This window comes from Xanthomonas sp. NCPPB 1826 (assembly GCF_056725285.1).
In genome coordinates this window covers 3,854,399-3,881,040 of sequence record NZ_CM161521.1, presented here as the reverse complement: position 1 = coordinate 3,881,040, position 26,642 = coordinate 3,854,399, and the positions used below count along the sequence as shown (strand labels likewise).

The following is a 26,642-nucleotide window of genomic DNA, read 5'->3' as shown; positions in this document are numbered from 1 at the left end:
AGACGCCCGGTTCTTCCGGGCGTTTTTTTTGGAGTGCATGTCCGTGCCTGTAGCCAGTGTGGGTAGGTGGCACCGACGGCATCGCGTCGCTGCGCTTCAGCCAGTGATTGGCTGCCCAGACGCGGCCTGAGCCTGTATGGTTCGCGCATTCGGCCGGATGCCGACTCAGGGGTTGTGCGTTGGAAACGATGATTGTGACGGTGGTGCTGTTGCTGCTTGCGGTGCCGGTAGGGCTGGTGATCGCCCTGGTGTGGATCGCCGGGCTGCGGCGGCGCGTGGATGCGCTGGAACAGCGGCTTGCGCAATGGCAGGCCAGCGGCGCAGCAGGTGCGGACGCGGCGGCGGTGCACAGGTCAGCGCCAACGCCATCGCCTGCCGGGGCGTGGGAGCCGCAAGAGGCGTCCGACGTCGGTATGTCTGCCTCCGGCGAGCCTGATCTGCCGCGCGCAGCAGATCTGCAAGCCGCGCCGACGCAGTCGCCGGCCGCACCACTGCCAGTGCCGCCATCATTGCCGGCAGAAGCTCCCGCATCGTCGGCGGCGCGCAGCGTAGTGCAAGCGCCGCTCCTGATCGCTGCGCCTGCCGAGTTCGAGCCGCAAGCGCACGACGTGCCCTCCGGGCCGGGCCCGCTGGCGCGCGTGGCCAGCGCAGTGAAGCGCTGGTTTACCGAGGGCAATGTGCCGGTCAAGGTCGGCATGCTGGTGCTGCTGGCCGGCGTGGCGTCGCTGTTGAAGTACGCCAGCGACCAGGGCTGGATGCGGATGCCGATCGAGCTGCGGCTGGCAGGTATCAGCGTGCTGGCGCTCGTCGGCCTGGTCTTCGGCTGGAAGCAACGGCTGCAGCGGCCGGGCTTTGCGTTGGCGTTGCAGGGCGGCGCCATTGGCGGCTTGCTGCTGACGGTCTTTGCCGCGTTCAAGTTGTACGGACTGCTCGGCGCGGGTCTGGCGATGGGCATCAGCGTGGTGCTGATTGCCGGCATGTGCGTGCTGGCGGTGGTGCAGGATTCGCGCACGCTGGCGGTGCTGGGTGTGCTGGCCGGCTTCCTTGCGCCGATCTGGCTGTCCACCGGCAGCGGCAATCATGTCGCGCTGTTTTCGTACTACGCGGTGCTCAATGCCGGCATCGTGGCGATCGCCTGGACGCGTCCGTGGCGGGTGCTGAACCTGCTTGGATTCGCCTTCACCTTCGGCATCGGCACGCTGTGGGGTGCGCTGCAATACACCCCGGCGAAATTCGCCACGACCGAGCCGTTCCTGCTGTTGTTCTTCGCCATGTATGTGGCGATTCCGGTACTGCACGCGCGGCGTGGCGATGGCAGCGCGGGCAAGCTCATCGACGGCAGCCTGTTGTTCGGCACCCCGCTGGTGGCCTTCGCATTGCAGGCGCGCCTGCTGGATGGCGAGCGCCTGCCGTTGGCGCTGTGTGCGCTGGCGGTAGCTGCGCTGTACGCGGGCCTGGCCAGTTGGTTGCTGCGACGTGCCTCCACGCGGCTGCTGGGTCAGGCGCACGCGATGCTGGCGGTCGGTTTTGCGACTCTGGCGGTGCCGCTGGCATTGTCGGCGCGCGCCACTGCCAGCGTCTTCGCGCTCGAAGGTGTGGGCTTGTTGTGGCTGGGACTGCGGCAGCAGCGTCGCATCCCGCAGTTCAGCGGGGTGGCGTTGCAGTTGCTGGCGGCGGTCGGGCTCGCCTTCGGTGTGGATGCGTGGCGCTACGACACGGTGGCCGTTGCCAACGCTACCTGCATGAGTACCTTGCTGCTTGCATTGGCCGGCTGGGCCAGTGCCTGGTTCCTGCGCGATGCAGGGCAGCCGCGCCGCGCGCTGGTGGCGTATCTGTGGGGGCTGGGCTGGTGGGCGCTGTGCGGTGTGCACGAGATCTTCCGCTTTGCCGGCGATCTGCGCAGCGAGCCGGATCTGCTGCTGGGCTTTGTCGCGCTCAGCGTGTGGCTGGCAGCCGAGGTGCATCGGCGTCGCCCGGCAACGGCGCTGGTGTGGACGGCGATGTTCGGGCTGGCGCTGGCCGCGCCGCTGGCGCTTTGGCAAAGCCATGCGCATACGCAACCTTTCGCGCATTGGGGGGCGCTGGCCTGGCTGGCGTTCGCCGTGGCCGGCACGCGCGCGCTGTGGTGTCTGCGCAGGCAGCACGGCGCCGGCGCGGTGGCTGCACAGTTCATCTGGTGGCTGCTGTGGCCGTTGGTGGTGTCGTTGGGCGTGGCCTGGCTGGCCGATACGTACATGCTGGCAAATGGCTGGCGTTGCGCCTTGCTGGCCGCGCCCTGGCTGATCGTGGCGGCAGTGGGTCTGTTGCGCTGGCGATGGCTGGCGTGGCCGCAGGGTGCCGGTTTCGATCGGGCACGCAATGCCTTGCTGGGCTGTGTGTTCGCAGTGCTGGGCATCGGCTGGTTGATCGTGCTGCTGGACCCGGTGAGCGCGGCGCCATTGCCGTGGCTGCCCGTGCTCAACCCGGCCGAGCTGGCGCAGCTGGCGGTGCTGGCCTTGCTGGCGCGTTGGGCCTGGTCTGGGCAGGCGCCGTTGGCCGTGCAACGCTGGCGGGTGACTGCGCTGGGCGTGTCGGGCTGGGCCTTGATCACCGGCAGCACCTTGCACAGCGTGCATCACTGGGGTGGCGTGGCGTGGGATGCCGGGTTGATCGGCGCGACCCTGTCGCAGACCAGCCTGACCATCGTCTGGAGCGTGCTGGGCGTGCTGGGCTGGGTGATCGGCTCGCGGCGCGGTCAGCGTGGACTGTGGCTGGGTGGTGCGTTGTTGATGGGTCTGGTGCTGGCCAAGCTGGTGCTGGTCGACCGCCAGCATCTGGGCAATCTGCTCGGCATCGGCTCGTTCATGGCCTATGGCCTGTTGTGCACCGTGGTGGGCTATCTGGCACCGGCGCCGCCGCGCCAGCCGGTGGCCCGAGAGCACGCTGTCGGAGACGGTGGCGTCGAAAAGGATCAGACATGAAATCGAGGCAATGGGGATGGCTGCTGCTGGTGCCGCTGCTGGCGCAGGCAGCCGATGTGCGCCAGGACTATCGTCAACAGTGGCCGCTGCAGGTAACCGGCTCGGATGCCGGCATGTATCAGCTGCGCTTGAATGCGGCGATCTATCGCAGCGCCCATGACCTGGCGCTGCGCGATGTCACAGTGATTGATGCGCGTGGCGAGGAGATGCCGGCCGCGCTCTTGCCGGTGGATGCCGCGCCGGCTGCCGCGCCGCGTCGGCAACGCCTGCCCTTGTTCGCGCTGCCGGCTGGTGCAGCGCCTGCCAACGGCGATCTGCAACTGATCGCCGAACGCGATGCCAGTGGCGCGGTGCGTCGGCTGGAAGGCCGCTTCGCCACCGGCACCGCTGCCGCTGTAAGTGCCGGTGGCAGCTGGCTGATCGATGCCAGCGCGTTGCGCGATCGTCCGCGCGCGCTGTGGCTGGACTGGGACGGCAACATGCCGGTGCAGGCCCGGCTGCGCGTGGAAGGCAGCGACGACCTGCGCGACTGGCACCTGCTCGCCGCAGACGCCACCGTGATGGCGCTGGACAACCAGGCGCAGCGTCTGCAGCAGCGCCGCATCGCGTTGGACGCTGGCGCGCGCTATCTGCGCATCGTGCCGGTGTCCGGCGAGCTGCCGGCCTTGCGCGTGGTCGATGCGGAACTGGACGGCGTCTCGGCGCCGCCGCAATCGCAGTGGCTGGAATTGCCTGGCACTGCGCAGGACAAGGCAGTGGTGTATGCCTTGCCTGGGCGCTTTCCGATCACCCAGGTCGATGTCAGCGGCGGTCAGGCCGAGGCGGTCGAATGGACCGTGGCAAGCCGCGATACCGATGACGCGCCGTGGCTGCAACGTGCCGGGCCGTGGTTGGCGTATCGCCTGGGTACTGGCACCACCGCCGCGTCGCCACCGCAACAGCTGTCGGCCCCGGTGCGTGATCGCCAGTGGCGGTTGCTGGCCGCACAAGGGCGCAGCACTGCGATGCCGACGCTGCGCGTGGGCTACCAGCCGGAGCGGATGATGTTCCTCGCCCAGGGGCAGCCGCCGTATGCGGTGGTCGCCGGCAGCGCGCGGCAGCAACGTGGCGATGCGCCGCTGGCCTCGATGCTGCAGGCACTGCGCCGCGAACGCGGAGCGCAATGGCAACCGGCGCAGGCCAACGTCGCCGCGCAGGCACAGCTGCTGGCCGGCGATGCCGCGCTGCAGCCGGCCGCCACACCGCGCGACTGGAAGCGCTGGTTGCTATGGGCGCTGCTGGTCGGCGGCGCCTTGCTGGTCGGTGGTTTCGCGGTGAGTCTGCTGCGCAACTCGGCGACCGACCGCAGCCCCTGACGACCCTTCGCGTTGCAACGCGGTTTGCCGCTGCGGCGCGAAGGTCCGACAATGGGCATCCCCCGTCGCCAAGGCAGCCGCATTGCCCGTCGTCTTCGACCGAGCATCCCCCGCATCGCCAGCCGTATGGGCGGCGACATGCGCGACAGGCAAGCTGCAATCTCCGCGACCTGCACGCGGGCGCAACGCCAGCATGCAACGGCTGCCCCAAGCCACCTATCCGCGCAGCGCCCAGGCATCGGCGCCACGTGTAGCAGCTGCTTTTTCGATTCCCCAATCCCGATTCCCGATTCCCCAATCCCCAGACCTAGCGAGCTGACCCCATGTCCATCGTCCGCATGACCGACCTCGATCTCTCCGGCAAGCGCGTGCTGATCCGCCAGGATCTCAACGTGCCGATCGACAACGGCCAGATCACTTCCGAGCAGCGCATCACCGCGTCGGTGCCCACCATCAAGCTGGCGCTGGAAAAGGGCGCCGCGGTGATGGTCACCTCGCACCTGGGCCGGCCCAAGGAAGGCAGCTGGACCGAAGAAGATTCCCTGGCGCCGGTGGCCGCGCGCCTGACTGCGCTGCTGGGCGTGGACGTGCCGCTGGTGCGCGACTGGGTCGACGGCGTGGACGTCGCGCCGGGCCAGGTGGTGCTGCTGGAGAACTGCCGCATGAATGTCGGCGAGGGCAAGGACGACGAGACGCTGGCGCGCAAGTACGCGGCGCTGTGCGATGTGTTCGTCATGGACGCCTTCGGCACCGCGCATCGCGCGCAGGCCTCCACGCATGGGGTGATCCGCTTCGCGCCAGTGGCTGCCGGTGGCCCGCTGTTGATGGCCGAACTCGACGCGCTGGCCAAGGCGCTGGACAACCCGGCCAAGCCGCTGCTGGCGATCGTGGCCGGCAGCAAGGTGTCCACCAAGCTGGAGCTGCTGTCCAACCTGGTCAACAAGGTCGACCAGCTGATCGTCGGCGGTGGCATCGCCAACACCTTCATCGCCGCGGCCGGGCATGGCGTCGGCAAGTCCCTGAGCGAGCCGGATCTGATTCCCACCGCCAACCAGATCGTCGCCGATGCGAAGCTGCGCGGTGCGGAGATTCCGTTGCCCACCGATGTGGTCGTTGCCAAGCAGTTCCTGCCCGATGCCGAAGCGACGGTGAAGGCGCTCGACGCCGTGGAGGCCGACGACCTGATCCTGGACATTGGCCCGCAGACCGCCGCGCGCTACGCCGAGCTGATCGCCAGCGCCGGCACCGTGGTGTGGAACGGGCCGGTCGGCGTATTCGAGTTCGAGCCCTTCAGTCACGGCACCGAGACGCTGGCGCGTGCGATTGCCAGCTCCAAGGCGTTCTCGATCGCCGGTGGTGGCGACACCCTGGCGGCCGTGGACAAGTACGACATCGCCAAGGACGTCACCTACATCTCCACCGGCGGCGGTGCCTTCCTGGAATTCCTGGAAGGCAAGACCTTGCCGGCGGTGGCGGCGCTCGAGGCACGCGGCAAGTGAGTGCAGCCACGCTGTTCTTCGATCTGGACGGCACCCTGGTCGATTCGGAGCCGGGTATCGTCGCCAGCATCGTGCATGCCTTCGACGAGGTGGGCCAGCCGCGTCCGTCGCCGCAGACCCTGCGCGCGTGGATCGGCCCGCCGCTGCGCGACAGCTTCACCGACTGCTTTCCCGACGATCCGGAGCTGGTGCAGCGCGCACTGGCGGCGTATCGCGGGCGTTACGACGCGGTCGGCTGGACCGAACTGAGCGTGTTCGACGGTATCGGTGAGGTCGTCGTCGACCTGCACCGCGCCGGCCATCGTCTGGCGGTGGTGACCTCCAAGAACGAGCGCTACGCGCGCCGCATCGTCGAGCATCTGCCGTTCGGTGCGTGCTTCGAGAACGTGATCGGGGCCAGCGAGGACGGCGAACGCCGCTTCAAGCCGGACCTGATTGCCGAAGCGCTGCGGCGGCTGGACATCGCCAAGACCGGTTGCGTGATGATCGGCGACCGTCGGATGGACATTGATGGCGCCAATCACCACGGCATCCACAGCATCGGCGTGCTGTGGGGCTTCGGCGACGAAGCCGAGCTGCGTGCCGCCGGTGCCGGTGCGATCGCACACACGCCTGCCGGGTTGCGCGCCTTGATCCAGTCGTAGGAGTGACAAACAGAGCAGCTGCGCGCATCGCCAGGCAAGCGCAGCCGGCGCTCGTCGTTGGGTGGCAGCACGCGGATGCGGTGAGGGTCTTGCAGCATCCGCGCTGCGACGACCGCTCGCCGTCATCCGACCGCCGCTGCAACCCGTAGGACCTTCACCGCTGCCGCGTTAGGGTGGCAGCCCACAGCAACATCCCGCGACGCGCCAGCGCGCTGCGGAAAGCGTACGTACTGTCCCGCACTGTCTTTAGGACATGCCGGAATACGAGGGTGGCTATGCCGCAATGCCATCCTCGGTAGGTGACGCGTGTGTTAAGTTTCGCGGCTTTTACAGGGAGGCCATCATGAAAGAACGTCAACGCCGCACCAAGATCCTCGCCACGCTCGGACCGGCGACGGATCCGCCCGGTGTGCTGGAAGCCTTGTTCAAGGCGGGCGTCAACGTGGTGCGCCTCAACTTCAGCCATGGCGACCCGTCCGGCCAGGCCAAGCGCGCGGCCGAAGTGCGCGCCGCGGCCGTGCGCGTCGGTGCCGAAGTCGGCATCCTGGCCGACCTGCCGGGCCCGAAGATCCGCGTCGAGCGCTTTGCCGAAGGCAAGATCAAGCTGACCACGGGCGAGCGTTTCGACCTGGTGGCCGACCCCAATGCGCCTGCGGGCGACCAGCACCAGGTCGGCGTCAGCTATCTCGGCCTGCCGCAGGACGTGGTCGCCGGCGACGTGCTGCTGCTGGACGATGGCCTGGTGCAGCTGCAGGTGACCGAAGTGCAGGGTCAGCGCATCGTCACCACCGTGCTCAACGACGGCGTGCTGTCCGATCGCAAGGGCCTGAACAAGCAGGGCGGCGGCCTGTCGCTGGGCGCGCTGACCGAGCGCGACAAGGAGCTGATCGGCATCGTCGCCAAGATCGGCGTGGACTTCATCGCGGTGTCGTTCTGCCGCAACGCCGAAGACATGAATGACGCGCGCCGCATCGCCCGTCAGCACGGCTGCGATGCCGCGCTGGTGTCCAAGATCGAGCGCACCGAAGCGATCGAGAACCTGGTCGAGATCGTCGAAGCCTCCGATGTGGTGATGGTGGCGCGTGGCGATCTGGGCGTGGAAATCGGCGATGCCGAATTGCCGGGCCTGCAGAAGAAGATCATCCGCGAGTCGCTGGCGCAGAACAAAGTGGTGATCACCGCCACGCAGATGCTGCAGTCGATGGTGGAAAGCCCGATCCCGACCCGCGCCGAAGTGCTGGACGTGGCCAATGCGGTCATCGACGGTACCGACGCGGTGATGCTCTCGGCCGAAACCGCGGCCGGTGCCTACCCGGTGCGTGCGGTGGAAGCGATGGCGCGCATCTGTCTGGGCGCCGAGCGCCAGTTCGAGTTCGACACCGACTTCGAAGCGGCGCAACGCAATCTGCAGCGCGCCGACCAGGCGATCGCGATGGCGACCATGTTCCTGTCCGAGCACATCGGTCTGGCCGGCGTGGTCGCGTTGACCGAGTCCGGCGGCACGCCGCGGTACCTGTCGCGCTTCCGTTCCAACATGCCGATCTACGCCTTCACCCGCCACGATGGCGCACGCCGCCACATGGCGATGATGCGTGGCGTGTTCCCGATCAGCTTCGACAGCCGCGGCCTTACCCCGCGCGAAGCCGCACGTGCGGCGATCCGCCTGCTGGTGGAGAACGAGCGGATGGGGCCTGGCGACCGCGTGGTGTTCACCAGCGGCGAGCATATGGAAACCCACGGCGCCACCAACACGCTGCGTCTGCTGGAAGTGGGCGAAGACGGCCGCGCCAGCGGCCTGGGCGAGCTGTAACGCACGGCCTGCGCAGCGCATGCGTCGTCGGCCGACACGCGCGCTGCATCCACATCGTTGCGTACAGACACAGCGGCGGCCTGCGGGTCGCCGTTGTGCTGTGCGGGACAGGGTCTGCGGTGCGAGTGCGCCTGCGGAGCACGCAGCCCGCAACGCGCATCACGCTGCGAGCCGCGCCACACATCCGCCATGCCGGACACGTGTAATCGGTTGCAGGCATTCCGTGAAGGAATGTCTGCAACTTTCGTCGCTATACTTTCGTTCTCCCCCGCAGCTGCCACAGGAACTACATGAGCATCGAACAGCTTGCCGAAACCGCCCAGGCCATGGTCGCCCCGGGCAAGGGCATCATCGCCATCGACGAATCGACCAGCACGATCGCCAAGCGTTTTGCCAGCGTCGGCATCGAGAACATCGAAGAAAACCGTCGCGCCTACCGCGAACTGTTGCTGACCACGCCCAAGCTGAGCGACTACATCTCCGGCGCGATCCTGTTCGACGAGACCATCCGTCAGAAGACCAAGGACGGCGTGCCGTTCGCCGAGTACATGACCGCCCACGGCATCATCCCGGGCATCAAGGTCGACAAGGGTGCGCAGCCGCTGGCCGGCATGCCGGGCGAGCTGGTCACCGAAGGCCTGGACGGGCTGCGCGCGCGTCTGGAGGAGTACTACACGCTGGGCGCACGCTTCGCCAAGTGGCGTGCGGTCATCAACATCGGCGAAGACATCCCGTCCGGCACCTGCATCGAGGCCAACTCGCATGCGCTGGCGCGTTATGCCGCGCTGTGCCAGGAGCAGGGCCTGGTGCCGATGGTCGAGCCGGAAGTCATCATGGACGGCAACCACGACATCGAGACCTGCTACGAGGTCACCGAAGCCACGCTGCGTTCGCTGTTTGGCGCACTGTATGAGCAGAATGTCGTGCTCGAAGGCACCATCCTGAAGGCCTCGATGGTCATCTCCGGCAAGGGTTGCGAAGAGCAGGCCAGCGTCGAGGAAGTGGCCGAGTCCACCGTGATGTGCCTGAAGTCGACCGTGCCGGCGATCCTGCCGGGCATCGTGTTCCTGTCCGGCGGCCAGACCGACGAGCAGTCCACCGCGCACCTCAACGAGATGCACCAGCTCGGCAACCTGCCGTGGCCGCTGAGCTTCTCCTACGGCCGCGCAATGCAGCAGGCCGCACTGAAGTTGTGGGCCAAGGACATGACCGGCAACTTCGCCAAGGCGCAGCAGGTCATCTATGAGCGCGCCAAGGAAAACGGCCTGGCCGCGCTGGGCAAGTGGAAGGGCTGATCGATGTGCCGGCCGCTTCGTGGCCGGAGCACACCTAGCGAAAACGCCGGCAGCGATGCCGGCGTTTTTTGTTTGTGTGGGTCGCCACGCTCGCATGAGCCCCAAACGCAACGAGCGCCTTGCGGCGCTCGTCATCTCCAACCTCTGCCTTGCACAGGCGTCAGGCGGCAGCGGTTTCCTGCGCAGCCAGCGCCTGCTGGTAGGCCTTGAACGTGGCCTCGTTGTAGGCCACCAGCACGATGTGCTTGGGCACCTTGTGCGAGCGCTGCCAGTCGCGGGTTTCGGTCACGGCGATGCGCGCGGCCTGGTACAGCGGGTAGCCGTAGATACCGCAGCTGATGGCCGGGAACGCGATCGAATGCAGCATCATCTGCTCGGCCAGCTTCAACGACTGCCAGTAGCAGTTGGCCAGTTGTTCCGGCTCGTTGTGCTTGCCGTCGCGCCACACCGGGCCGACGGTATGGAAGACGTGGCGCGCCTTGAGATCGAACCCGTCGGTGATGCGGATTTCGCCGGTGGGGCAGCGTACGCCCGGACGCACCTGCGGCAATGCCTCGCACGCCTGCAGCAGGCGCGGGCCGGCAGCGCGATGGATGGCACCATCCACGCCGCCACCGCCCAGCAATGATTCGTTGGCGGCGTTGACGATAACGTCAACGTCGAGTTCGGTGATGTCGCCTTGCCAGACTTCGATCTTCATAGCGCGATAATTATGGGATTTGCATGAGGAACGCGTGATGGGGCGCGCGTTGCGGAATGGGCACGCTATCGCCCATTCATCTCACTTGCTGCGATTGCCGGGAATGGCTGTGGTGGTCGTGCTGCGGGAAGCGTGCCAACCCGCAGATGCGATCAATCCGCTCAATCGCCGAGCAGCGATGTCGCCACGACCGGGGGCTTACAACCAGCGCCGCACGCGTGCGCAATAGGCGCTGTATTGGCGGCCGAATTCGTTGCGCAGGCGCGCCTCTTCGAACGGAATCACATACAGCTGCAGGGCCAGCCAGGGCAGCGGCAGTAAGGCGACCGCCCACAGCAGGCCAAGCTGCAGGCACAGGCCCACATAGCTGAGCACCAGCGCCAGATACATCGGGTTGCGGGTGAAGCGATACGGGCCATCGAGCACCAGCCGTGAGGGATGGCCGCTGGGCATGATGGTGGTGCGCCGACGCGCGAACAGGATGAAGCAGCTCACTGCCAGCGCCAGGCCGAGACAGGCGATCACGCCGCCGGCCAGCTCGATCCAGGCCAATGGCGTGGGCGCGGGCAAGGGCAGCCGCAGTGCGCTCTGCAGCCACGCGCCCACGCCCAGGGCCAGCGCGAAGTGCGCAGGCGAGGTGATCTTGACCAGCCATGGCGCCCGCGAAACGCGGGTGTCGCTGTGTCCATACGGCTGGTTGCTCACGACAGTTCTCCCTGCATCGGCCGCCATCCTAACGTTTCCTTGACATGGACGGGAGTACGCGTAGGCCGAAGTGCAGGTTGTGCTGCACACGGGGATCCACGACATCGGTTTGTGGTCATCGATGCATGGCCAAGGGTCGAAGGATTCAGGTGGCGCCGGCAAGGTGCGACGCCAGTGTTCTGGGGCGCAGTGCCATCGGACGTCTCCGCGGCCCCAAGCGTGTGCATGCTGGGAGGTGCGGGGAAGGCCGGCGCGATGACTGGATCGACCAAAACACACAGGCCGCGCTGTGGGCGCGGCCTGTGCGTGCAAACCAACGCTGTGCGATCGTCAGGGCAGACCGGCCAGCCAGTCGTCATCGGAGCCTTCGTTGATGTCGGCAAACAGCGGCGTGGAGAAATAGCGCTCGCCGGTATCCGGCAGCATCGCCAGCACCACCGCGCCGGGCACCGCGCTTTCGGCCACGCGCAAGGCGGTGGCGACGGTGGCACCGCCGGAGATGCCGGTGAAGATGCCTTCTTCGGCGGCCAGGCGGCGCGCCACGCTGATCGCGTCGGTGTCTTCCACGCTCAGCACTTCGTGGGCAACCTCGCGGTTGAGCACTTCCGGCACGAAGTCCGGGGTCCAGCCCTGGATCTTGTGCGGCTTCCAGTCCTGGCCCTGCAATAGCGCAGCGCCGGCCGGTTCGGTGGCGGTGATGCGCACTTCCGGGCGGGCCACGCGCAGCACTTCACCCACACCGGTGAGCGTGCCGCCGGTGCCCCAGCCGGTGACGAAATGGTCCAGCCGGTGGCCGGCGAAGTCGCGCAGGATTTCGGCCGCGGTGGTGTTGCGGTGGTAGGCCGGATTGGCCGGGTTGGCGAACTGGCTGGCCAGGAACCAGCCATGCTGCTCGGCCAGCTCCCTGGCCTTGCGCACCATGCCGCTGCCGCGCTCGGCGGCCGGGGTCAGGATCACCTTGGCGCCATAGGCGCGCATCAGCTTGCGGCGCTCGATCGAGAAGGTTTCCACCATGGTGGCGACGAACTTGTAGCCGCGCGCGGCGGCCACCATCGCCAGCGCCACGCCGGTATTGCCGGAGGTGGCTTCGACAATGGTATCGCCGGGCTTGAGCAGGCCGCGCTGTTCGGCATCGAGGATGATCGCCAGCGCCAGGCGGTCCTTGACCGAGCCGCCCGGATTGAACGACTCGACCTTGACGTACAGGGTCACGTGCTCGGGCGCGAGCCGGTTGAGTTTGACCACCGGGGTGCGGCCGATGGTGTCGAGGATGTTGTCGTACAGGGCCATGGGGTCTCCGTCGGAATCAGGCTGCGTGGGCGAGTGTGGGCGCGTCGGGCGTTGCGATGGGTGAGTGCGGGGGCGGCTGCGCGGTCAGCGGCGCCGCGCCGAACCAGTGCAGGCTGGCGGCCAGCCCGGCGACCTCGCCCAGGATCAGCAACGCCGGGGCGCGCACGGCGTGCTGCTGCGCGGTGGCGGCCAGGCTGGCGAGGGTGCCAGTGATCACGCGTTGCTGCGGGCGCGAGCCGTTTTCCACCAGCGCGAACGGGGTGGTGGGTGCGCGGCCGGCCTGCAGCAGGCGTTGCTGGATGCCGTCCAGGCCGGCCACGCCCATGTAGAACGCCAGGGTCTGGCGTTCCTGGCCGAGCGCCTGCCAGTCCAGCGTGTCCAGCGAATCCTTGCAGTGCGCGGTGATCAGCCGCAGCGACTGCGCATGGTCGCGGTGTGTGAGCGGAATGCCGGCATAGGCGGCGCAGGCGATCGCGGCGGTGATGCCGGGAATGACCTGGAAGCCGATGCCGTGCGCGCGCAGGAATTCCAGCTCTTCGCCGCCGCGGCCGAACACGAACGGGTCGCCGCCCTTGAGCCGCACCACGCGGCGCCCGGCGCGCGCGTGCTCGCGCATCAGGGCGTGGATCTGCTCCTGGCGCGTGCTGTGGCCCTTGGCGGCCTTGCCGACTTCCACGCGCAGCGCGTCGCGTCGGGCCAGTTGCAGGATCTGCGGGCTGACCAGGCGATCGTAGAGCAGTACATCGGCCTGCCGTAGCGCGCGCAAGGCATGCCGGGTGAGCAGGCCGGGGTCGCCGGGGCCGGCACCGACCAGGGTCACGCTGCCGGGGGAGAGCCGGCCGACCGCAGGGCGCGGCACCGGGGACCGTGCGGGCGGCGCTGCCGACGCGGCGGGCGTGGCGTCGTGGGTAAGCAGGCGGCGCGCGCTGGCCGCGGCGCGCAGGGCATCGTTGAGGTCCGGCGAGGTGCTGGCGGCGATGGTGAGCCAGACCGGTTGATCGGGCAGCTCCAGCCATGCCGGCTCGAACCGTCCCACCAGCCAACGCAGCCGCCCGGCCTGCGCCCAGTCGCGCAGTTGCGGGCTGAGTTCCGGCGCGCCGACCAAGGGGACGGCGCCGGCCTGCAGCAGCGCAGCGGTGGCGTGCTCGGCCTCGGCGCCGCCGCCGATCACCAGGACGGCACGGCCACGCAGGTCGGCAAGAAGCGGGAACACAGAGGGCACGGCCAGCGCATCGAGAGGGGAGGGCCAGACCGTAACGCCGGCATATAGCGGTCGGAAATGACTTCATACACCCTGAAAATAGCGTTCGGTTATAAGCTGGCCCGCAGAACTCCTCTACAGTCGAGTCCTTCGTGGCGCCTCGCGCTTTTTTGGATATAAGCCCATGACGCTGACCCAACTTCGCTATCTGGTCGCCATCGCCGATGCCGAGCTCAACATCACGCTCGCCGCCGCGCGTGTGCATGCGACCCAGCCCGGTCTGTCCAAGCAGCTCAAGCAGCTGGAGGACGAACTGGGCTTTCTGCTGTTCGTGCGCAAGGGGCGCAGCCTGGATGCAGTGACGCCGGCCGGCGTGGAAGTGATCGAGCGCGCGCGCTCGGTGCTGTCGGAAGCCAACAACATCCGCACCTACGCGGCCAACCAGCGCCGCGAGAGCCAGGGCCAGCTGACCCTGACCACCACCCACACCCAGGCGCGTTTCGTGCTGCCGCCGGCGGTGGCGCAGATCAAGCACGCCTATCCGCAGGTCAGCGTGCACCTGCAGCAGGCCGCCGAGAGTGCGGCATTGGATCTGCTCAGCCAGGGCGATGCGGATATCGCAGTGGTCAGCACCGCCGGCGGCGAACCGAGCGCCGGCATCGCAGTGCCGCTGTATCGCTGGCGGCGGCTGGTGATCGTGCCGCGCGGCCATGCGCTGGATCAGGCACGCACCGCGCCGGACATGCAGGCCTTGTCGCAGCACCCGTTGATCAGCTACGAATCCTCCACGCGGCCGGGCTCGTCGCTGCAGCGCGCATTCGCCCAGGTCGGGCTGGAGCCCAGCATCGCGCTGACCGCGCTGGATGCAGACCTGATCAAGACCTATGTGCGTGCCGGGCTGGGCGTCGGGCTGGTGGCGGAGATGGCGGTCAGCGCCAGCGACGAGGACCTGCGCGCCTGGCCGGCACCGGCGCCGATCGCCGAGTGCATCGCCTGGGCAGTGCTGCCGCGCGACCGCGTGCTGCGCGACTACGCTCTGGACCTGGTGCACGTGCTGGCGCCGCAGATCGACAAGCGCGACCTGCGCCGCGTGCTGGACGGCAACCAGGCCCCGGCCTGGCCGCTGCCGCCGACCTGGGAATCGCTGACCCAGACCATTACCAGCTGAGCTGGCTGTCGAAGACTGCAGCGCGCATCGAGCGCGCTTGCTCGCGACGTCTGCTGTCGACGTCTGCTGTGTCCGGGGGAATGCTTCGGTCACTGAAGGGCGCTTGCGCGCGTGCCGGCGTGGGACACGCCGCAAGTACGTCCACGTAGGCTCTTATGCGGCATCCATGCCGCATAAGGTCCCAGGCCGGTACGCGCGCAAGCACCATCGGTTGGTGTCGGGGTGTCTGCAGAAAAAGCGAAGGCATTGCCTGCCGATCTGCGGCCGCGTCGACCAAACTTGATCGTGACGTCTGCTGTGTCTGGGGAAATGCTTCGGTCACTGAGGGCGCTTGCACGCATACCGGCATGGGACACGCCGCAAGTACGTCCATGTAGGCTCTTATGCGGCATCCATGCCGCATAAGGTCCCACGCCGGGACGCGCGCAAGCACCATCGGTTGGTGTCGGCGTCTGCTGGAAAAGCGAAGGTGTTGCCTGCCGATATGGGGCCGCGTCGACCAAACTTGATCGTGACGTCTGCTGTGTCTGGGGGAATGCTTCGGTCACTGAGGGCGCGCGTGCACGCGTACCGGCGTGGGACACGCCGCAAGTACGTCCGTGTAGGCTCTTATGCGGCATCCATGCCGCATAAGGTCCCACGCCGGCACGCGCGCAAGCACCACCGAGTGGTGCCGGTGTCTGCAGGAAAAGCGAAGGCGTGGCCTGCGAATCAGTTGCGGTGAAGAGCGGATGCGGCACCCCGCATCGATCGACCCGCAGACGATCTCTGCCGGTTTCGGCTGCGGGCGCTTGCGCGCGTGCCTGCATAGGTCACGCCGCAACTACGTCACCTAGTAATTGTGCAGCTGCGTCATGCCGGCGGGCAGTGTGCGGAATCGATGGCGACTGTTCGTACACTGCGACCTGTGCGCCGGGAGTACTGCTGCGCGCGAATCCCTGTTCGCCACTGTGAGGCACTGCAACCGATGACCGAGCCACTGCGTCCGCCCCTCAGCCGGCTTTGGTCGCCCGACCAGGACGGCGGCATGGCCTTGCAGCTGTCGGCAAGCGTCGAGGGCCGCGAGCATGCGGTACTGACGGTGCTGGCCGATTCCCGGGACGAATCATTGTGGGTGGAACTGCAGGCTAACGGCACCCAGGTGCAGATTCCGCTGGCGGTGCTGCGCCAGCTGTTGGAGGTTGCGGCGGAAGAGGTGCATTCGGCGGACTGGTTTGCACGCCAGGACGCGGACGATTCCGGGCTCTGAGGCAGCCTGCGAACGCACATCGGAATGCTGCGCTGCAGCGTCCGCTTTCTTGAAAACCCTTCTTCTATCAATCACTTGTGAAGCGGTGCGCGCTCGCCGAAATGCGCGCTGTCGGTGATTCTCCCTACAGCTGTCAGGGCCGTGGCGGCGGGGTGGTCTGGTCGCATCAAGTTGCGCGCTGCGCTGTCGTAAATCCTTATAGCAACCATCACGCGACACTCTCGGACGTCTAGGGGTGGACGGCGCAGGACCGGCGATGCGGCACATCGCATCGCCGGTTTGTTTGTCGGTGTCGTCAAGCGGTTGCTAGCGCTGTCGCATCACCGTTGCGCGAGGCTGCGCAATGGAGCGACTGGCGCACCCGGGTCCCTGGGGAGAGACCTGGCGTGCTTGGCGGCGGATCCGGGTCGGGAGCCCGGGTCCGCCTTTTTTTTGCGTGGCATCGGCTGCATGGCGTTGCCGGTCTGCGCAATACCGGCAAGTAGCGCCCACCTGCTGCGCTGGCTCGGTCTGGCCCGGCGCCACCGAGCGCGCTGGTCAGGCCAGCGGAATGCGTACCGAAAAGCAGGTGCCGCCGCCCGGGCGTGGGCGTACATCCACTTCGCAGCCCAGGGTCTCGGCGGTGCGGTGCACGATCCACAGGCCGATGCCCAGCCCGTCGCTGCGCGGGTCGGCCTGGCGGAAGGCCTGGAACACCTGTTCGGGGTGGTCCAGGTTCAGGCCGATGCCGCTGTCGATGATTTCCACCACCGCGTGGCCGGGGCGACGCCGGACGCCGACCAGCACGCGCCCGCGTTCGGTGTACTTGACCGCGTTGCCGATCAGATTGCCGAGCAAGGTGGTCAGCAGCGTGGGGTGGCTGCGCACGCGTAGCGAGGTGGGCACGTGGCGCAAGGCCAGGCACTTGTCGATCGCCGGTTGCCGCCACACACCCAGCACCGAATGCAGCACATCTTCCAGCGCCAGCGGTTGCAGATCCGGCGTGGCGGTCTCGCTGGCGGCCGCCAGGGTGGCCAGCTCGTCGAGGTTGCGTGCCACCAGATTGATCGCATCGCGCGCGGTGACCAGGGTCGGCACCGAATCGACATTGGCATGCCGGCGCATCTTGTCGATGGCGTAGGCGGCGGTGCGCAGCGGGGTCTTCAGGTCGTGCCCGGCGATGGCCATCAGACGACTGCGGTAGCGGTCGGATTCTTCGGCCACCTGCAGCGCGCGGCGCAGTTCCAGCTGTGCCATGGTCTGGCGCGCGAGTGCGCGCAGCGCATCGATCTGTTCGGCACTGAGCTGGCGCGGTTGGCGGTCGAGCACGCAAACCGTGCCCAGCGGCAGACCTTCGCTGGTCTTGAGCACGGCACCGGCATAGAAATGCAACGGCGCCTCGCCGGTCACCAACGGATTGCGCGCGAAGCGCACATCCTCGCGGGTGTCCGGCACCACCAGCACGTCACTGTCGAGCAGCGCATGCGCGCACATCGACTTGAACAGCGGCGTCTCGCGCTCGCCCATGCCGAGTTCGCTCTTGAACCACTGCCGCTCGGCATCCACCAGGCTGATCAGCGCGATCGGGGTCTGGCAGATGATCGAGGCCAGCCTGGTGATGTCTTCGAAGGCGGCCTCGCGCGGCGTGTCGAGAATGCCGTAACTGCGCAGCGCCTGAAGGCGCAACGCCTCGCTCGGCGGCTTGGCAGCGCAGGGAAGGGGCTCGGCCGCTGGGTCGGACAGGACGGTGCTCATGCGCGCGCAGATGGATGGGGTGACGTATAAGCATAGGGCATGCCAGGGCCTGCCATGTGCGCGCTGTCACGTCCACTGCTGGAACTGTGACTACCGACCTCGACAACGGCGGTGCAGCGACACTTCAGGGTTGTACCTGTGCGGCGGCGATTTTCGCGATCAGGCCGGCAGATGTCGCCCGACCAGAACGCGCGTCACTGGGCCTTCCGTCCGGCGGGTCGACCGCTGCTGACGGGTGCGACATGCGGTCGCGCACCGGTCGCCACCATCGCCCCTGCGGCATGCGGCGGCTTACACTCGCGCAATGCCTGCGCTCCGCCGCCGCCCTTGCCTGCATCTGCTTGCCTGTCTGGCGGTGCTGCTGATGCTGGTGGCGCCGCTGGTCAGCCGTTGGAGCCAGGCGAAGTCGCCCGAGCCGATGTGCATGAGCGGGCCGGCGCTGGACGCCGGTGGGTCGCTGCATGCGGACCATCAGGCCCTGCCGGCGCAGGCGGCCGCGCACCATCATGCCGCCGCTGCAACGCCCGCCAAGCCGCACACCGGCGACCACGCCGGCGCGCATGGTGAAGCCTGCGATTACTGCGTGCTGGCCGCGCGCCTGCTGCCGTGGCTGGCGTTGCTGGTGCTGTGCCTGCTGCAAGCGCGGCCGGCGCCGGCGCCGGTGCACAGGCAGGCGCGCGCAACATCGACGGTGCGCTGGGCCGCACTCGGGGCACGTGGGCCGCCGCTACACGCGTGAGTCTGGCCCCATCGCGGGCGTCCGTTGCGATGTAGCGATTGCGTGCCCGATCTTCCGGCGCGCCCGCACGCAGTTGCATGGACGACCCGCTCTCCTGAAGTGATGCCTGTGCCCGCTGTGTTGCCGCGGCGCACGGCGGTGTTGCCGTGCCGGCACGGCGAAGGGTTGGTCATGCGGTTGCGATTATTGAAAACGCTGTGGTACGCGCCATCGTTGGCGCTGGTGTGGGGGCCTGCCTGCACTGTGCAGGCGCAGGATGCGGCATTGACACTGGGCAAGGTGCAGGTGAGCGCGCAACCCCAGCGCAGCCCGAGCACGGCACGTGTGCTGAGTTCGGTGGATGTGATCGGTGGCGAGCTGCTGCACGATCAGCACGTGGACTACAGCTGGGAGCTGTTGATGCGTGCGCCGGGCGTGCAGGTCACCCAGTTCCGCATGGGCACCGATGCGGGGCGGTTCTCGTTCCGTGGTTTCAATGGCGAGGGGCGCATCAATGCGGTGAAGCTGCTGATCGACGGCATCCCCAGCAACGACAATGCCGGTGGCATGCCGTATCTGGACGCGGTGTTTGCGCAGGACATCAGCGCGATCGAGATCGTGCGCGGCACCAACGATGCACGCTACGGTCTGCATGCGATCGCCGGCAGCGTGGATGTGCTGACCCGTACCGGCGGCAACGATGGCCGCCTGAGCGTGACGGCTGGCAGTTTCGGTGCGCGCGAGGTGCAGTTGGGCAAGGGCTTCGAACATGGCGCATGGAGCCAGAACTATGTGCTGGCCTGGCGCGATTCCGATGGCTATCGCGAGCATGCCGACGCGCGCAAACGCAGCGTGGCCGGCAAGTGGTTCTATACCGACCCCGATGGCGGCTTCCGCGCCGGGCTCACCACGCGTTACTACGACAATCACGCACTGGAAGCCGGCTATCTGGATGCGGCCAGCGCACGCGCGGCGCCACGTAGTTCTCCGGCGTATGCGCAGGACGATCGCAGCGAACGCCAGCTGCGGCAGACCGCGTTGCACGCGGACGGCACGCTGGGCGCCGCTGCGCAGTGGAGCGCCAAGGCCTACCAGAACGATTACCGCAATCGGCGCTGGGTGCGCTTTTCTGCAGCCGGCCTGCAGCAGGAACGCGATACCGATGAAACACATCGCGGCCTGCTGTTGCGCGGCAACTGGCAGCCGGATTGGGGCGCGCTGGCGGCCAATCTGGAAGCCGGCGTGGATGCGCAGTGGCAGGACAATCAGTCGCAGCGCTACCGCACCGTGGCACGGGCGCGCGGCGCGCAATTGCGCGATTGGGATTACGACCTGCGCACGCGCGGGGCCTACGTACAGGCGGTGCTGACCCCGGTCGAGCGGCTGCAGTTGGTGCCGGGCTATCGCATCGACCGTGTCGATGGGCAACTGCACGATGTGCGTGCCGGCATTTACGCACCGACGTACGACTACGGCACCCTCAAGCAGCCCAAGTTCAGTGCCAGCTATCGGCTGGCCGGGCAAAGCAGCGTGTACGCGAACTGGGGACGCAGCTTCCAGATCGGCAGCGGCGATGGCGCGTATCGGCGCCAGCCGGCAAATCTCGGCCCGTCGATCAATGACGGCTGGGAGGCCGGGTTCAAGTTCGTGCCATCGGCGCTGATGGACGGCCGCCTGGCATATTGGGAGCAACGCGCCTCGGGCGAAGTCGCCACCATCCTGGGCGTCAATGGCGTGGCCGGTGTCGGCGATGTGGCCAATGTCGGGCGCACATTGCGGCGCGGCTGGGATGCGCAACTGAACCTGCAGCCGGCCGAACACTGGCGGGCCTGGATGTCGTATTCGCGGCAAAAGGCCAGCATTGCCACGCCGGACCCGAGTGCGCCGGCCACGCGCGGCAAGGAGATCGAAAACGTGCCGCACTGGCTGGCTACCGCCGGGCTGGAATGGCAGCTCACTGCGGCGGTGCAGCTGAGCGCCTGGGGCAATGCGCAAGGCGATTATTATCTGGAGCGCAGCAATACGCTGGGGCGCACCGGTGGTTACGCCCTGCTCAATCTGGGCGCGCGCTGGAACCTGGACGCACGCAATGCGCTCAGCCTGCAGCTGCGCAATGTCACCGATCGCGCGTACGTGTATGCGTGGTACGACACCGGTAGTTCCGGTTATTCGCCGGGCGATGGACGTGCGTTGTCGCTGTCCTGGGACTGGAGCTTCTGATGCGCGCAATCATGGGCGATGGCCGCGTCACCGATCCGCGCCGGGATGGCCGCTGGCGCTTTTATCGCGCGGTGTGGCGTTGGCACTTCTATGCCGGGTTGCTGGTGCTGCCCTTCATCGTCTGGCTGGCGCTGACCGGTGCGGCGTTCCTGTACCAGGATGCGATCGACCGCAGCGTGCACCATGGCTTGAAGGTGGTGCCGGTGGGCGAGCTGCGGGTGTCTGCGCAACGCCTGGTCGATGCGGCGCAGCGCAGGTATGGCGGCAGCTTGTTTCGTTACACCACGCCCGCACGTGCCGATGCCAGTGCCGAGATCGGGCTGGTCGACACGCACGCTGTGCGGCAGGTGGTGTATGTCGACCCGTATCGCGCACACGTGCTCGGCGCGCTGCCCGAGCACGGCACCCTGGCCTGGACGATCCGCCGGTTGCACAGTCTTGAGTTGATCGGGCCGCTTGCGCGCGGCCTGATCGAAATGGCGGCGGGCTGGGCGATCGTGCTGGTGTTGACCGGTGTGTATCTGTGGTGGCCGCGCGGGCGCCGCGGCGGGGTGGTCAGCGTGCGCGGCACGCCGGGGCAGCGGCTGTTCTGGCGCGATCTGCATGCGGTCACCGGTGCCGGCGTCGGGGCGGTGTTGCTGTTCCTGGCGCTGACTGGGATGCCGTGGTCGTGGCTGTGGGGCGCGCAGGTCAATCGTTGGGTCAATGGGCAGGATTTCGGATATCCGGCCGGTGTGCGGGTGCAGCAGCCGATGTCGCAACAGCGTTTGTCCGAGACGACCGACCCGGCGTGGTCGTTGCGGCAGGCGCAGGTGCCGGAGTCTGTGGTGCCCGGCCGTGGAGCCGCGGGGGTGGATGAGGGTCTGCATGACGGGCGGGTGGATGTGACGCTGGCGGATGCGGAACACGCGGAACACGCGGAACAGCCAAGCCCGTCAGAACATGCGGTGCAGTTGGAACATGCCGCCCACGGCGGCACCGGCAATGTCGCTGCGCCCGGTCACGGTGCCATCGGGCTGGATGCGGCGATGGCGCGGTTCGATTCGCTCGGGATCATGCCGGGCTATAGCGTCTCGCCACCGCGTGGCGCCACCGGGGTATATACCGCCTCGGTTTATCCGGCCGACCTGCAGCGCCAGCGCGTGATCCATCTGGATCAGTACAGCGGTGCGGTGCTGCTGGACATGCGCTATCGCGATTACGGGCCAGTGGGGCGCGCGCTGGAGTGGGGCATCAACGTGCATCTGGGCCAGCAATACGGCACCGCCAATCAGGTGATCCTGTTGCTGGCGTGCGCGGCGATCGTGCTGCTGTGCGTCAGCGCGGCGGTGATGTGGTGGAAGCGTCGCCCGGTCGGCCGCCTGGGCGTGCCGCCGTTGCCGGCCGATCCGCGCACGCTGCGCGGTCTGCTGGTGCTGCTGGTGATCTGCGGGCTGATCTTCCCGCTGGTCGGGGTGTCGTTGTTGCTGATGTGGCTGTTCGACCGCTACTGGATGCAGCGCAGTCAGGCACGTGTTCCCGCGCCATGAGCACGTGCGCGCCACCTCGATGCGCTGCGGACGCGCCGAGGCAGGGACGCGCCCGGCGGTGTGCCCACCGGCAAACTCGACGCGTAGTGGTGCAGGCAAGCTTCGTAACGAGCGCGCACTGCGCCGCGCTCAGATGTCCTCGTGGATGCCGCATTCGCGCTTCAACCCGAAGAAGCGCGTGTCCTCCTCGCGCATACCCGGCTCCCAGCGGCGTGTGGTGTGGAAGTCGCCGATGGACACGTAGCCTTGTTCCCATAGCGGGTGATAGGGCAGGTCGTGCGCCTGCAGGTATTGCCACACGTCGCGGTCGGTCCAGTCGGCGATCGGGCTGACCTTGTAGCGCTCACCGCGCTTTTGCACGATCGGCGTCTGTGCGCGGCCACCGGACTGGCTGCGGCGCAGGCCGGTGAACCAGGTGCCCACGTTGAGCTCGTCCAATGCGCGGCGCATCGGTTCGACCTTGCGCAGGTTGTTGTACTGGTCGATGCCGACCATGCCCTGTTCCCACAGGCGACCGTGGCGCGCTTCCATCCAGGCACGGCTGACCAGCGGGCGATAGACCTTGAGGTTGAGCTTGAGCCGGTCGGCCAGCGCGTCGGCAAACCGGTAGGTTTCCGGGAACAGGTAACCGGTATCGATCAGGATCACCGGAATGTCCGGGCGCTGCTGGGTGAGCAGGTGCAGCGTGACCGCCGACTGCGCGCCGAAACTGGACGACAGCGCCGCCTCCTGCGGGCCGTGTTGCAGTGCCCAGGCCACGCGCTCGTCGGCGTGCAGGCCTTCCAGTTGCGCGTTGAGCGCGTCCAGGTCGTCCAGCGCGGACGCAGTGATCGATGCAGCGGGCAGCGCGGTCATGCGAGCAATTCCAGGTCGAGGTGACGGTGTGTGGGGTAGGGCGGCAACGCGATCAGGCCGCTGCGATGCAGGAAATCGCCGAAGCCTTCGTCGCCGGCCTGATCGCGTTCGGCCGCATAGCGCGCCAGCAACGGTTCCAGTGCGGCGAGAATGTCCGCTTCGGTGATGTTTTCGCGGTACAGCGTGTTCAGGCGCTGGCCGCGGCGGTCGCCGCCCAGCATCAGGTTGTAGCGGCCGGGTGCCTTGCCCACCAACGCGATCTCGGCCAGATACGGGCGCGAGCAGCCATTCGGGCAGCCGGACAGGCGCAGCACGATCGGGGTGTCGGCCAGTCCGTGTTGCTCCAGCACCGGCTGCAGGGCCGCGCTGAAATCTGGCAGGTAGCGTTCGGCCTCGGCCATCGCCAGCCCGCAGGTCGGCAGCGACACGCAGGCCATTGCGCCGCGTGCAAGCGCGGTGGGCGCGCGATTGCCGGCATCCAGGCCGTACTGCGCGACCAGGGCATCGACGCGCGCGCGCTCGCTGGCCAGCACGCCGGCGATGACCAGGTTCTGGTTGGGCGTCATGCGGAACTGGCCGACGTTCAATTGCGCAATCGCGCGCAGGCCGCTCAGGTGCGCAGCGGTGTCGGTATCGGCGATGCGCCCGGCAGGCAGGGCCAGGGTCAGATGCGACAGACCATCGTCGCCCTCGACCCAGCCGTAGCGGTCGCCGTTGTGCTCGAACGCGAATTGCCGGGCGGGTTGCAGCGCAAAGCCGGCACGGCGTTCGATCTCGGCCACGATGGTGTCCAGGCCGTGATCGTCGATGGTGTACTTGAAGCGCGCGCGCTTGCGCACCGCACGGTTGCCGAAGTCGCGCTGGGTGGTGACCACGGCGGTGGCCACCTCCAGCAACTGATCGCGGGTGACGAACCCGACGACATTGGCCACGCGCGGCCAGGTTTCCGCATCGCCATGGCTGGCGCCCATGCCGCCGCCGATGCTGACGTTGTAGCCGAGCAATTCGCCGTCGCGCAGGATCGCGATGAAGCCCAGGTCGTTGGCGAATACGTCTATATCGTTGAGTGGCGGCGCGGCGAAACCGATCTTGAACTTGCGCGGCAGATAACGGTCGCCGTAGATCGGCTCTTCTTCGTTGCCGGAGCCGGACACGCGCTCTTCGTCCAGCCAGATCTCGTAATAAGCACGGGTGTTGGGCAACAGATGCTCGGACACCCGCGCGGCATCGGCATACAGCGTGGCATGCGCCTGCGACAGCAGCGGATTGGCGGCGACCTGCACATTGCGATTGACATCGCCGCAGGCAGCCAGCGTATCGATCAAGGTGGCGTTGATCGCCTGCATGGTCGCCTTGAGCTCGCGCTTGATCACGCCATGGAACTGGAACGCCTGACGCGTGGTGATGCGCAGCGAATGATTGGCGTACCGCGTGGCGATGCCATCCAGTGCCAGCCACTGCGTGGGCGAGATCACTCCACCCGGCGTACGGGTGCGGATCATGAATTGATACGCCGGTTCGAGCTTCTGCCGACGCCGCTCATCGCGGATGTCGCGATCGTCCTGCTGATAGCTGCCGTGGTACTTGATCAGGGTCTGATCGTCCTCGCGCAACGCACCGGTCACCGCATCGGCCAGGCTCTGTTCCAGCGACCCGCGCAGACGGCGACTTTCGGATTTGATGTCTTCGACGGAGTGGCTCATGACGGGATTCGGCATTCGTGATTGGGGATTGGCAAAAACAAACAAGCAGCAGCACGACAACAACCAGACCCGGGGAGCCCGCAATTACGAATCCCCAATCCCCACTCCCGATTCCCAGCACTAATAGACATCACGCGCATACCGTCCCTCCACCTGCAATCGAGTGAGATACGCAGCAGCGGCTTCGGCATCGAGTGCGCCGTGGGTGGCGACGATGTCGAGCAGGGCGGCGTGCACGTCCTTGCCCATGCCGATGGCGCCGCACACGTACAGATGCGCACCGCCCTGCAGCCAGGCGTAGACCTCGGCGCCGCGTGCGCGCAGGCGGTGCTGCACGTAGATCTTTTCGGCCTGGTCGCGCGAGAACGCGACTTCCAGTGCGTGCAGTTCGCCGCGTTGCAAGGCCTGTTGCCATTCGGCCTGATACAGGAAATCGGTATTGAAATGCTGGGCGCCGAAGAACAGCCAGTTGCGGCCCCTGGCGCCGGTTTCGGCGCGTTCCTGCACGAAGCCGCGGAACGGCGCCACGCCGGTGCCCGGGCCGATCATCAGGATGTCGCGATCGGTATCGGCTGGTAGCCGGAAGCGCGCGTTCGGCTCGATGTAGACCGGTGCGGTGTCGCCTTCGCGCAATGCGGCCAGAAAGCCGCTGGCCGAGCCCAGGTGCGCATGCCCGTGCGCCTGGTAGGTGAGTTCGTCCACCACCAGGTGCACTTCTTCGCCCACGCGCTTGCGGCTGGAGGCGATCGAGTACAGGCGCGGGGTGAGCGGACGCAGCGCGGCCAGCAGGCCGGCATGGTCCCAATCCGCCGGCCAGCGTCGCAGCACGTCGATCAACTGGTGATCGGCAAGCAATGACGCCAGGCCGGCGGTCTGGGTCGGGGCGAGCAGCGCTTGCAGCTCGTCGGCGCGCGCACGCTCGGCATGTGCGGCCAGCAGCGGCCGCGACAGCTTGGTCAGTTCGCGCCGGGTGGCCAGCCACTCGTGCAGGGCCAGAGTCTCTTCGCCGACGGTGACCGCGGCATGACCGTCCAGGCGCAGCGTCTCCAGCACCGCATCCACCAGCGCCGGCGGATTGCGATGGCGGATGCCCAGCGCGTCGCCGGGCTCGTAGCTCAGCCCGCTGCCTTCCAGCGAAAATTCCAGATGGCGCACGCGCTTGCTCGGCAAGGCGTAGACGCGGAACTGCGGGCCCTTGAAGTCGCGCCCGCTGACGATCTGGTTGGCCAGCAATTCGGCAGGGAAAGGCTGCTGATGCGACCAGGCCGGTGCGGCTGCACTGCTGCGCAACGGCGTGATGGTGGCCGATGGCGGGCCGCTCCTGAGCTGCTCGCGTGCGTGCTTGAGCGCCTGCGTGCGCCAGGGCGCAGCGACGCTGTCGATATCCAGGTCGGCTTCGCCGCGTGGCTGCACGCGGCTGCCGCCAAGCTCGGCCAGGCGGTCGTCGATGCGGCGTGCGATGCCGCAGAAATCGGCGTAACTGGAGTCACCCAGGCCGAGCACCGCGTACTTGAGCTCGGGCAGCTTGGGCGCGCGGCGGCTGGCCAGGAATTCCACCAGCCCGATCGCATCGTCCGGCGGGTCGCCTTCGCCCTGGGTGCTGATGACCACGTAGAGCAGTCGCTCGCTGGCCAGTTCGCGGGTGGGGTACTGGTCGGCACGCAACAGACGCACGCTCAGTCCGGCGGCCTCGGCCTCGGCCGCCAGTTGCTCGGCCTCCCGGCGTGCATTGCCGGTCTGGCTGCCGTAGAGCACGGTCAGGCGCTGGCTTTCCTGTGCCGGCGCGTGCGGCTGGCCGCCCGGCAACACCGCCAGCGCGCGCGGCGGCTGGCCTTGTGCCAGTCCGGCGGTGTAGCCGGACAGCCACCACAGCGATGCGGCATCCAGGCCGTCGACCAACCGTTCCAGCAGCGCCTTGCGCTCGTCGGGCAAGGGGCTGGGCGGTAGCGCGGAACTGGCGGCGGTCATTCGGATCCAGGGCGGTTGATGAGACCAGTGATGTTAGGG

General features: G+C 67.6%; 19 protein-coding genes. 11 read left to right on the top strand and 8 right to left on the bottom strand.

The genetic code is table 11. The features are described 5' to 3' along the window. Positions 1–179 precede the first annotated feature (179 nt). The 6 genes from AC1PLA_RS16315 (at position 180) to AC1PLA_RS16290 (ending at position 9,563) form a co-directional block, all read left to right on the top strand. On the top strand, positions 180–2,960 hold the full coding sequence (locus tag AC1PLA_RS16315; protein ID WP_481104939.1) for a DUF2339 domain-containing protein: 2,781 nt from the start codon (positions 180–182) through the stop codon (positions 2,958–2,960). Further along, a complete protein-coding gene (locus AC1PLA_RS16310) occupies positions 2,957–4,315 on the top strand; it encodes a DUF3999 domain-containing protein (RefSeq protein WP_481104938.1) in 1,359 nt (452 codons plus the stop codon). The genes AC1PLA_RS16315 and AC1PLA_RS16310 overlap by 4 nt, the downstream gene beginning before the upstream one ends. Positions 4,316–4,638: 323 nt before the next feature. Next, the gene (locus AC1PLA_RS16305) at positions 4,639–5,814 is read left to right on the top strand and encodes a phosphoglycerate kinase (RefSeq protein ID WP_047129224.1); all 1,176 of its coding nucleotides are present in this window, start codon (positions 4,639–4,641) and stop codon (positions 5,812–5,814) included. Then, the gene (locus AC1PLA_RS16300) at positions 5,811–6,458 is read left to right on the top strand and encodes an HAD family hydrolase (RefSeq protein WP_039519289.1); all 648 of its coding nucleotides are present in this window, start codon (positions 5,811–5,813) and stop codon (positions 6,456–6,458) included. Before AC1PLA_RS16305 ends, AC1PLA_RS16300 begins: the two co-directional genes overlap by 4 nt. A gap of 343 nt (positions 6,459–6,801) precedes the next feature. Continuing rightward, positions 6,802–8,268 (top strand): pyruvate kinase, encoded by a 1,467-nt coding sequence (gene pyk, locus AC1PLA_RS16295; protein WP_016902276.1) that lies wholly within the window; start codon positions 6,802–6,804, stop codon positions 8,266–8,268. A 290-nt stretch (positions 8,269–8,558) separates the two neighbouring features. Beyond that, positions 8,559–9,563: a class I fructose-bisphosphate aldolase gene (locus AC1PLA_RS16290; RefSeq protein ID WP_016902277.1), complete on the top strand. Its 1,005-nt coding sequence runs from the start codon at positions 8,559–8,561 to the stop codon at positions 9,561–9,563. 160 nt (positions 9,564–9,723) lie between these two features. Here AC1PLA_RS16290 and AC1PLA_RS16285 read toward each other — a convergent pair whose 3' ends face one another. The 4 genes from AC1PLA_RS16285 to cobA form a co-directional block, all read right to left on the bottom strand. Beyond that, entirely contained in the window at positions 9,724–10,263 is a 540-nt protein-coding gene (locus tag AC1PLA_RS16285) for an O-acetyl-ADP-ribose deacetylase (RefSeq protein ID WP_024938170.1), read from the bottom strand. Positions 10,264–10,461: 198 nt separating this feature from the next. Further along, positions 10,462–10,968 carry a methyltransferase family protein gene (locus tag AC1PLA_RS16280; protein WP_481104937.1) on the bottom strand — a complete coding sequence of 169 codons (507 nt, stop codon included), beginning with the start codon at positions 10,966–10,968 and terminating at the stop codon, positions 10,462–10,464. 330 nt (positions 10,969–11,298) lie between these two features. Next, positions 11,299–12,258 (bottom strand): cysteine synthase A, encoded by a 960-nt coding sequence (cysK, locus tag AC1PLA_RS16275; RefSeq protein ID WP_016902280.1) that lies wholly within the window; start codon positions 12,256–12,258, stop codon positions 11,299–11,301. A 16-nt stretch (positions 12,259–12,274) separates the two neighbouring features. After that, on the bottom strand, positions 12,275–13,480 hold the full coding sequence (cobA, locus tag AC1PLA_RS16270; RefSeq protein WP_481104936.1) for a uroporphyrinogen-III C-methyltransferase: 1,206 nt from the start codon (positions 13,478–13,480) through the stop codon (positions 12,275–12,277). A gap of 163 nt (positions 13,481–13,643) precedes the next feature. On the opposite strand from cobA, the gene AC1PLA_RS16265 reads away from it, so the two are divergent. Next, positions 13,644–14,627, top strand: coding sequence for a LysR family transcriptional regulator (locus AC1PLA_RS16265; protein ID WP_024938173.1), 984 nt, complete (start codon positions 13,644–13,646; stop codon positions 14,625–14,627). A 967-nt stretch (positions 14,628–15,594) separates the two neighbouring features. Further along, entirely contained in the window at positions 15,595–15,876 is a 282-nt protein-coding gene (locus tag AC1PLA_RS16260; protein ID WP_104570952.1) for a hypothetical protein, read from the top strand. 537 nt (positions 15,877–16,413) lie between these two features. Here the strand turns inward: AC1PLA_RS16260 and AC1PLA_RS16255 are convergent. Then, on the bottom strand, positions 16,414–17,610 hold the full coding sequence (locus tag AC1PLA_RS16255) for a GAF domain-containing sensor histidine kinase (RefSeq protein ID WP_481104935.1): 1,197 nt from the start codon (positions 17,608–17,610) through the stop codon (positions 16,414–16,416). A gap of 304 nt (positions 17,611–17,914) precedes the next feature. Here AC1PLA_RS16255 and AC1PLA_RS16250 point away from each other — a divergent pair, with 304 nt between their 5' ends. The 3 genes from AC1PLA_RS16250 to AC1PLA_RS16240 all read left to right on the top strand — a co-directional run bounded on the left by AC1PLA_RS16250 (position 17,915) and on the right by AC1PLA_RS16240 (position 22,077). Beyond that, positions 17,915–18,349, top strand: a complete 435-nt coding sequence (locus AC1PLA_RS16250; RefSeq protein ID WP_481104934.1) for a DUF2946 family protein — start codon at positions 17,915–17,917, stop codon at positions 18,347–18,349. 195 nt (positions 18,350–18,544) lie between these two features. Further along, positions 18,545–20,548 carry a TonB-dependent receptor gene (locus AC1PLA_RS16245; RefSeq protein ID WP_481106216.1) on the top strand — a complete coding sequence of 668 codons (2,004 nt, stop codon included), beginning with the start codon at positions 18,545–18,547 and terminating at the stop codon, positions 20,546–20,548. Continuing rightward, complete coding sequence (locus AC1PLA_RS16240; protein ID WP_481104933.1) at positions 20,548–22,077, top strand: PepSY-associated TM helix domain-containing protein; 1,530 nt, start codon at positions 20,548–20,550, stop codon at positions 22,075–22,077. Before AC1PLA_RS16245 ends, AC1PLA_RS16240 begins: the two co-directional genes overlap by 1 nt. A 129-nt stretch (positions 22,078–22,206) precedes the next feature. Here AC1PLA_RS16240 and AC1PLA_RS16235 read toward each other — a convergent pair whose 3' ends face one another. The 3 genes from AC1PLA_RS16235 to AC1PLA_RS16225 all read right to left on the bottom strand — a co-directional run bounded on the left by AC1PLA_RS16235 (position 22,207) and on the right by AC1PLA_RS16225 (position 26,603). After that, positions 22,207–22,932 carry a phosphoadenylyl-sulfate reductase gene (locus tag AC1PLA_RS16235; RefSeq protein WP_047127131.1) on the bottom strand — a complete coding sequence of 242 codons (726 nt, stop codon included), beginning with the start codon at positions 22,930–22,932 and terminating at the stop codon, positions 22,207–22,209. After that, complete coding sequence (gene cysI / locus AC1PLA_RS16230; RefSeq protein WP_481104932.1) at positions 22,929–24,635, bottom strand: assimilatory sulfite reductase (NADPH) hemoprotein subunit; 1,707 nt, start codon at positions 24,633–24,635, stop codon at positions 22,929–22,931. The genes AC1PLA_RS16235 and cysI overlap by 4 nt, the downstream gene beginning before the upstream one ends. Positions 24,636–24,755: 120 nt before the next feature. Beyond that, on the bottom strand, positions 24,756–26,603 hold the full coding sequence (locus tag AC1PLA_RS16225) for an assimilatory sulfite reductase (NADPH) flavoprotein subunit (protein WP_349779513.1): 1,848 nt from the start codon (positions 26,601–26,603) through the stop codon (positions 24,756–24,758). Between the last annotated feature and the right edge of the window lie 39 nt (positions 26,604–26,642).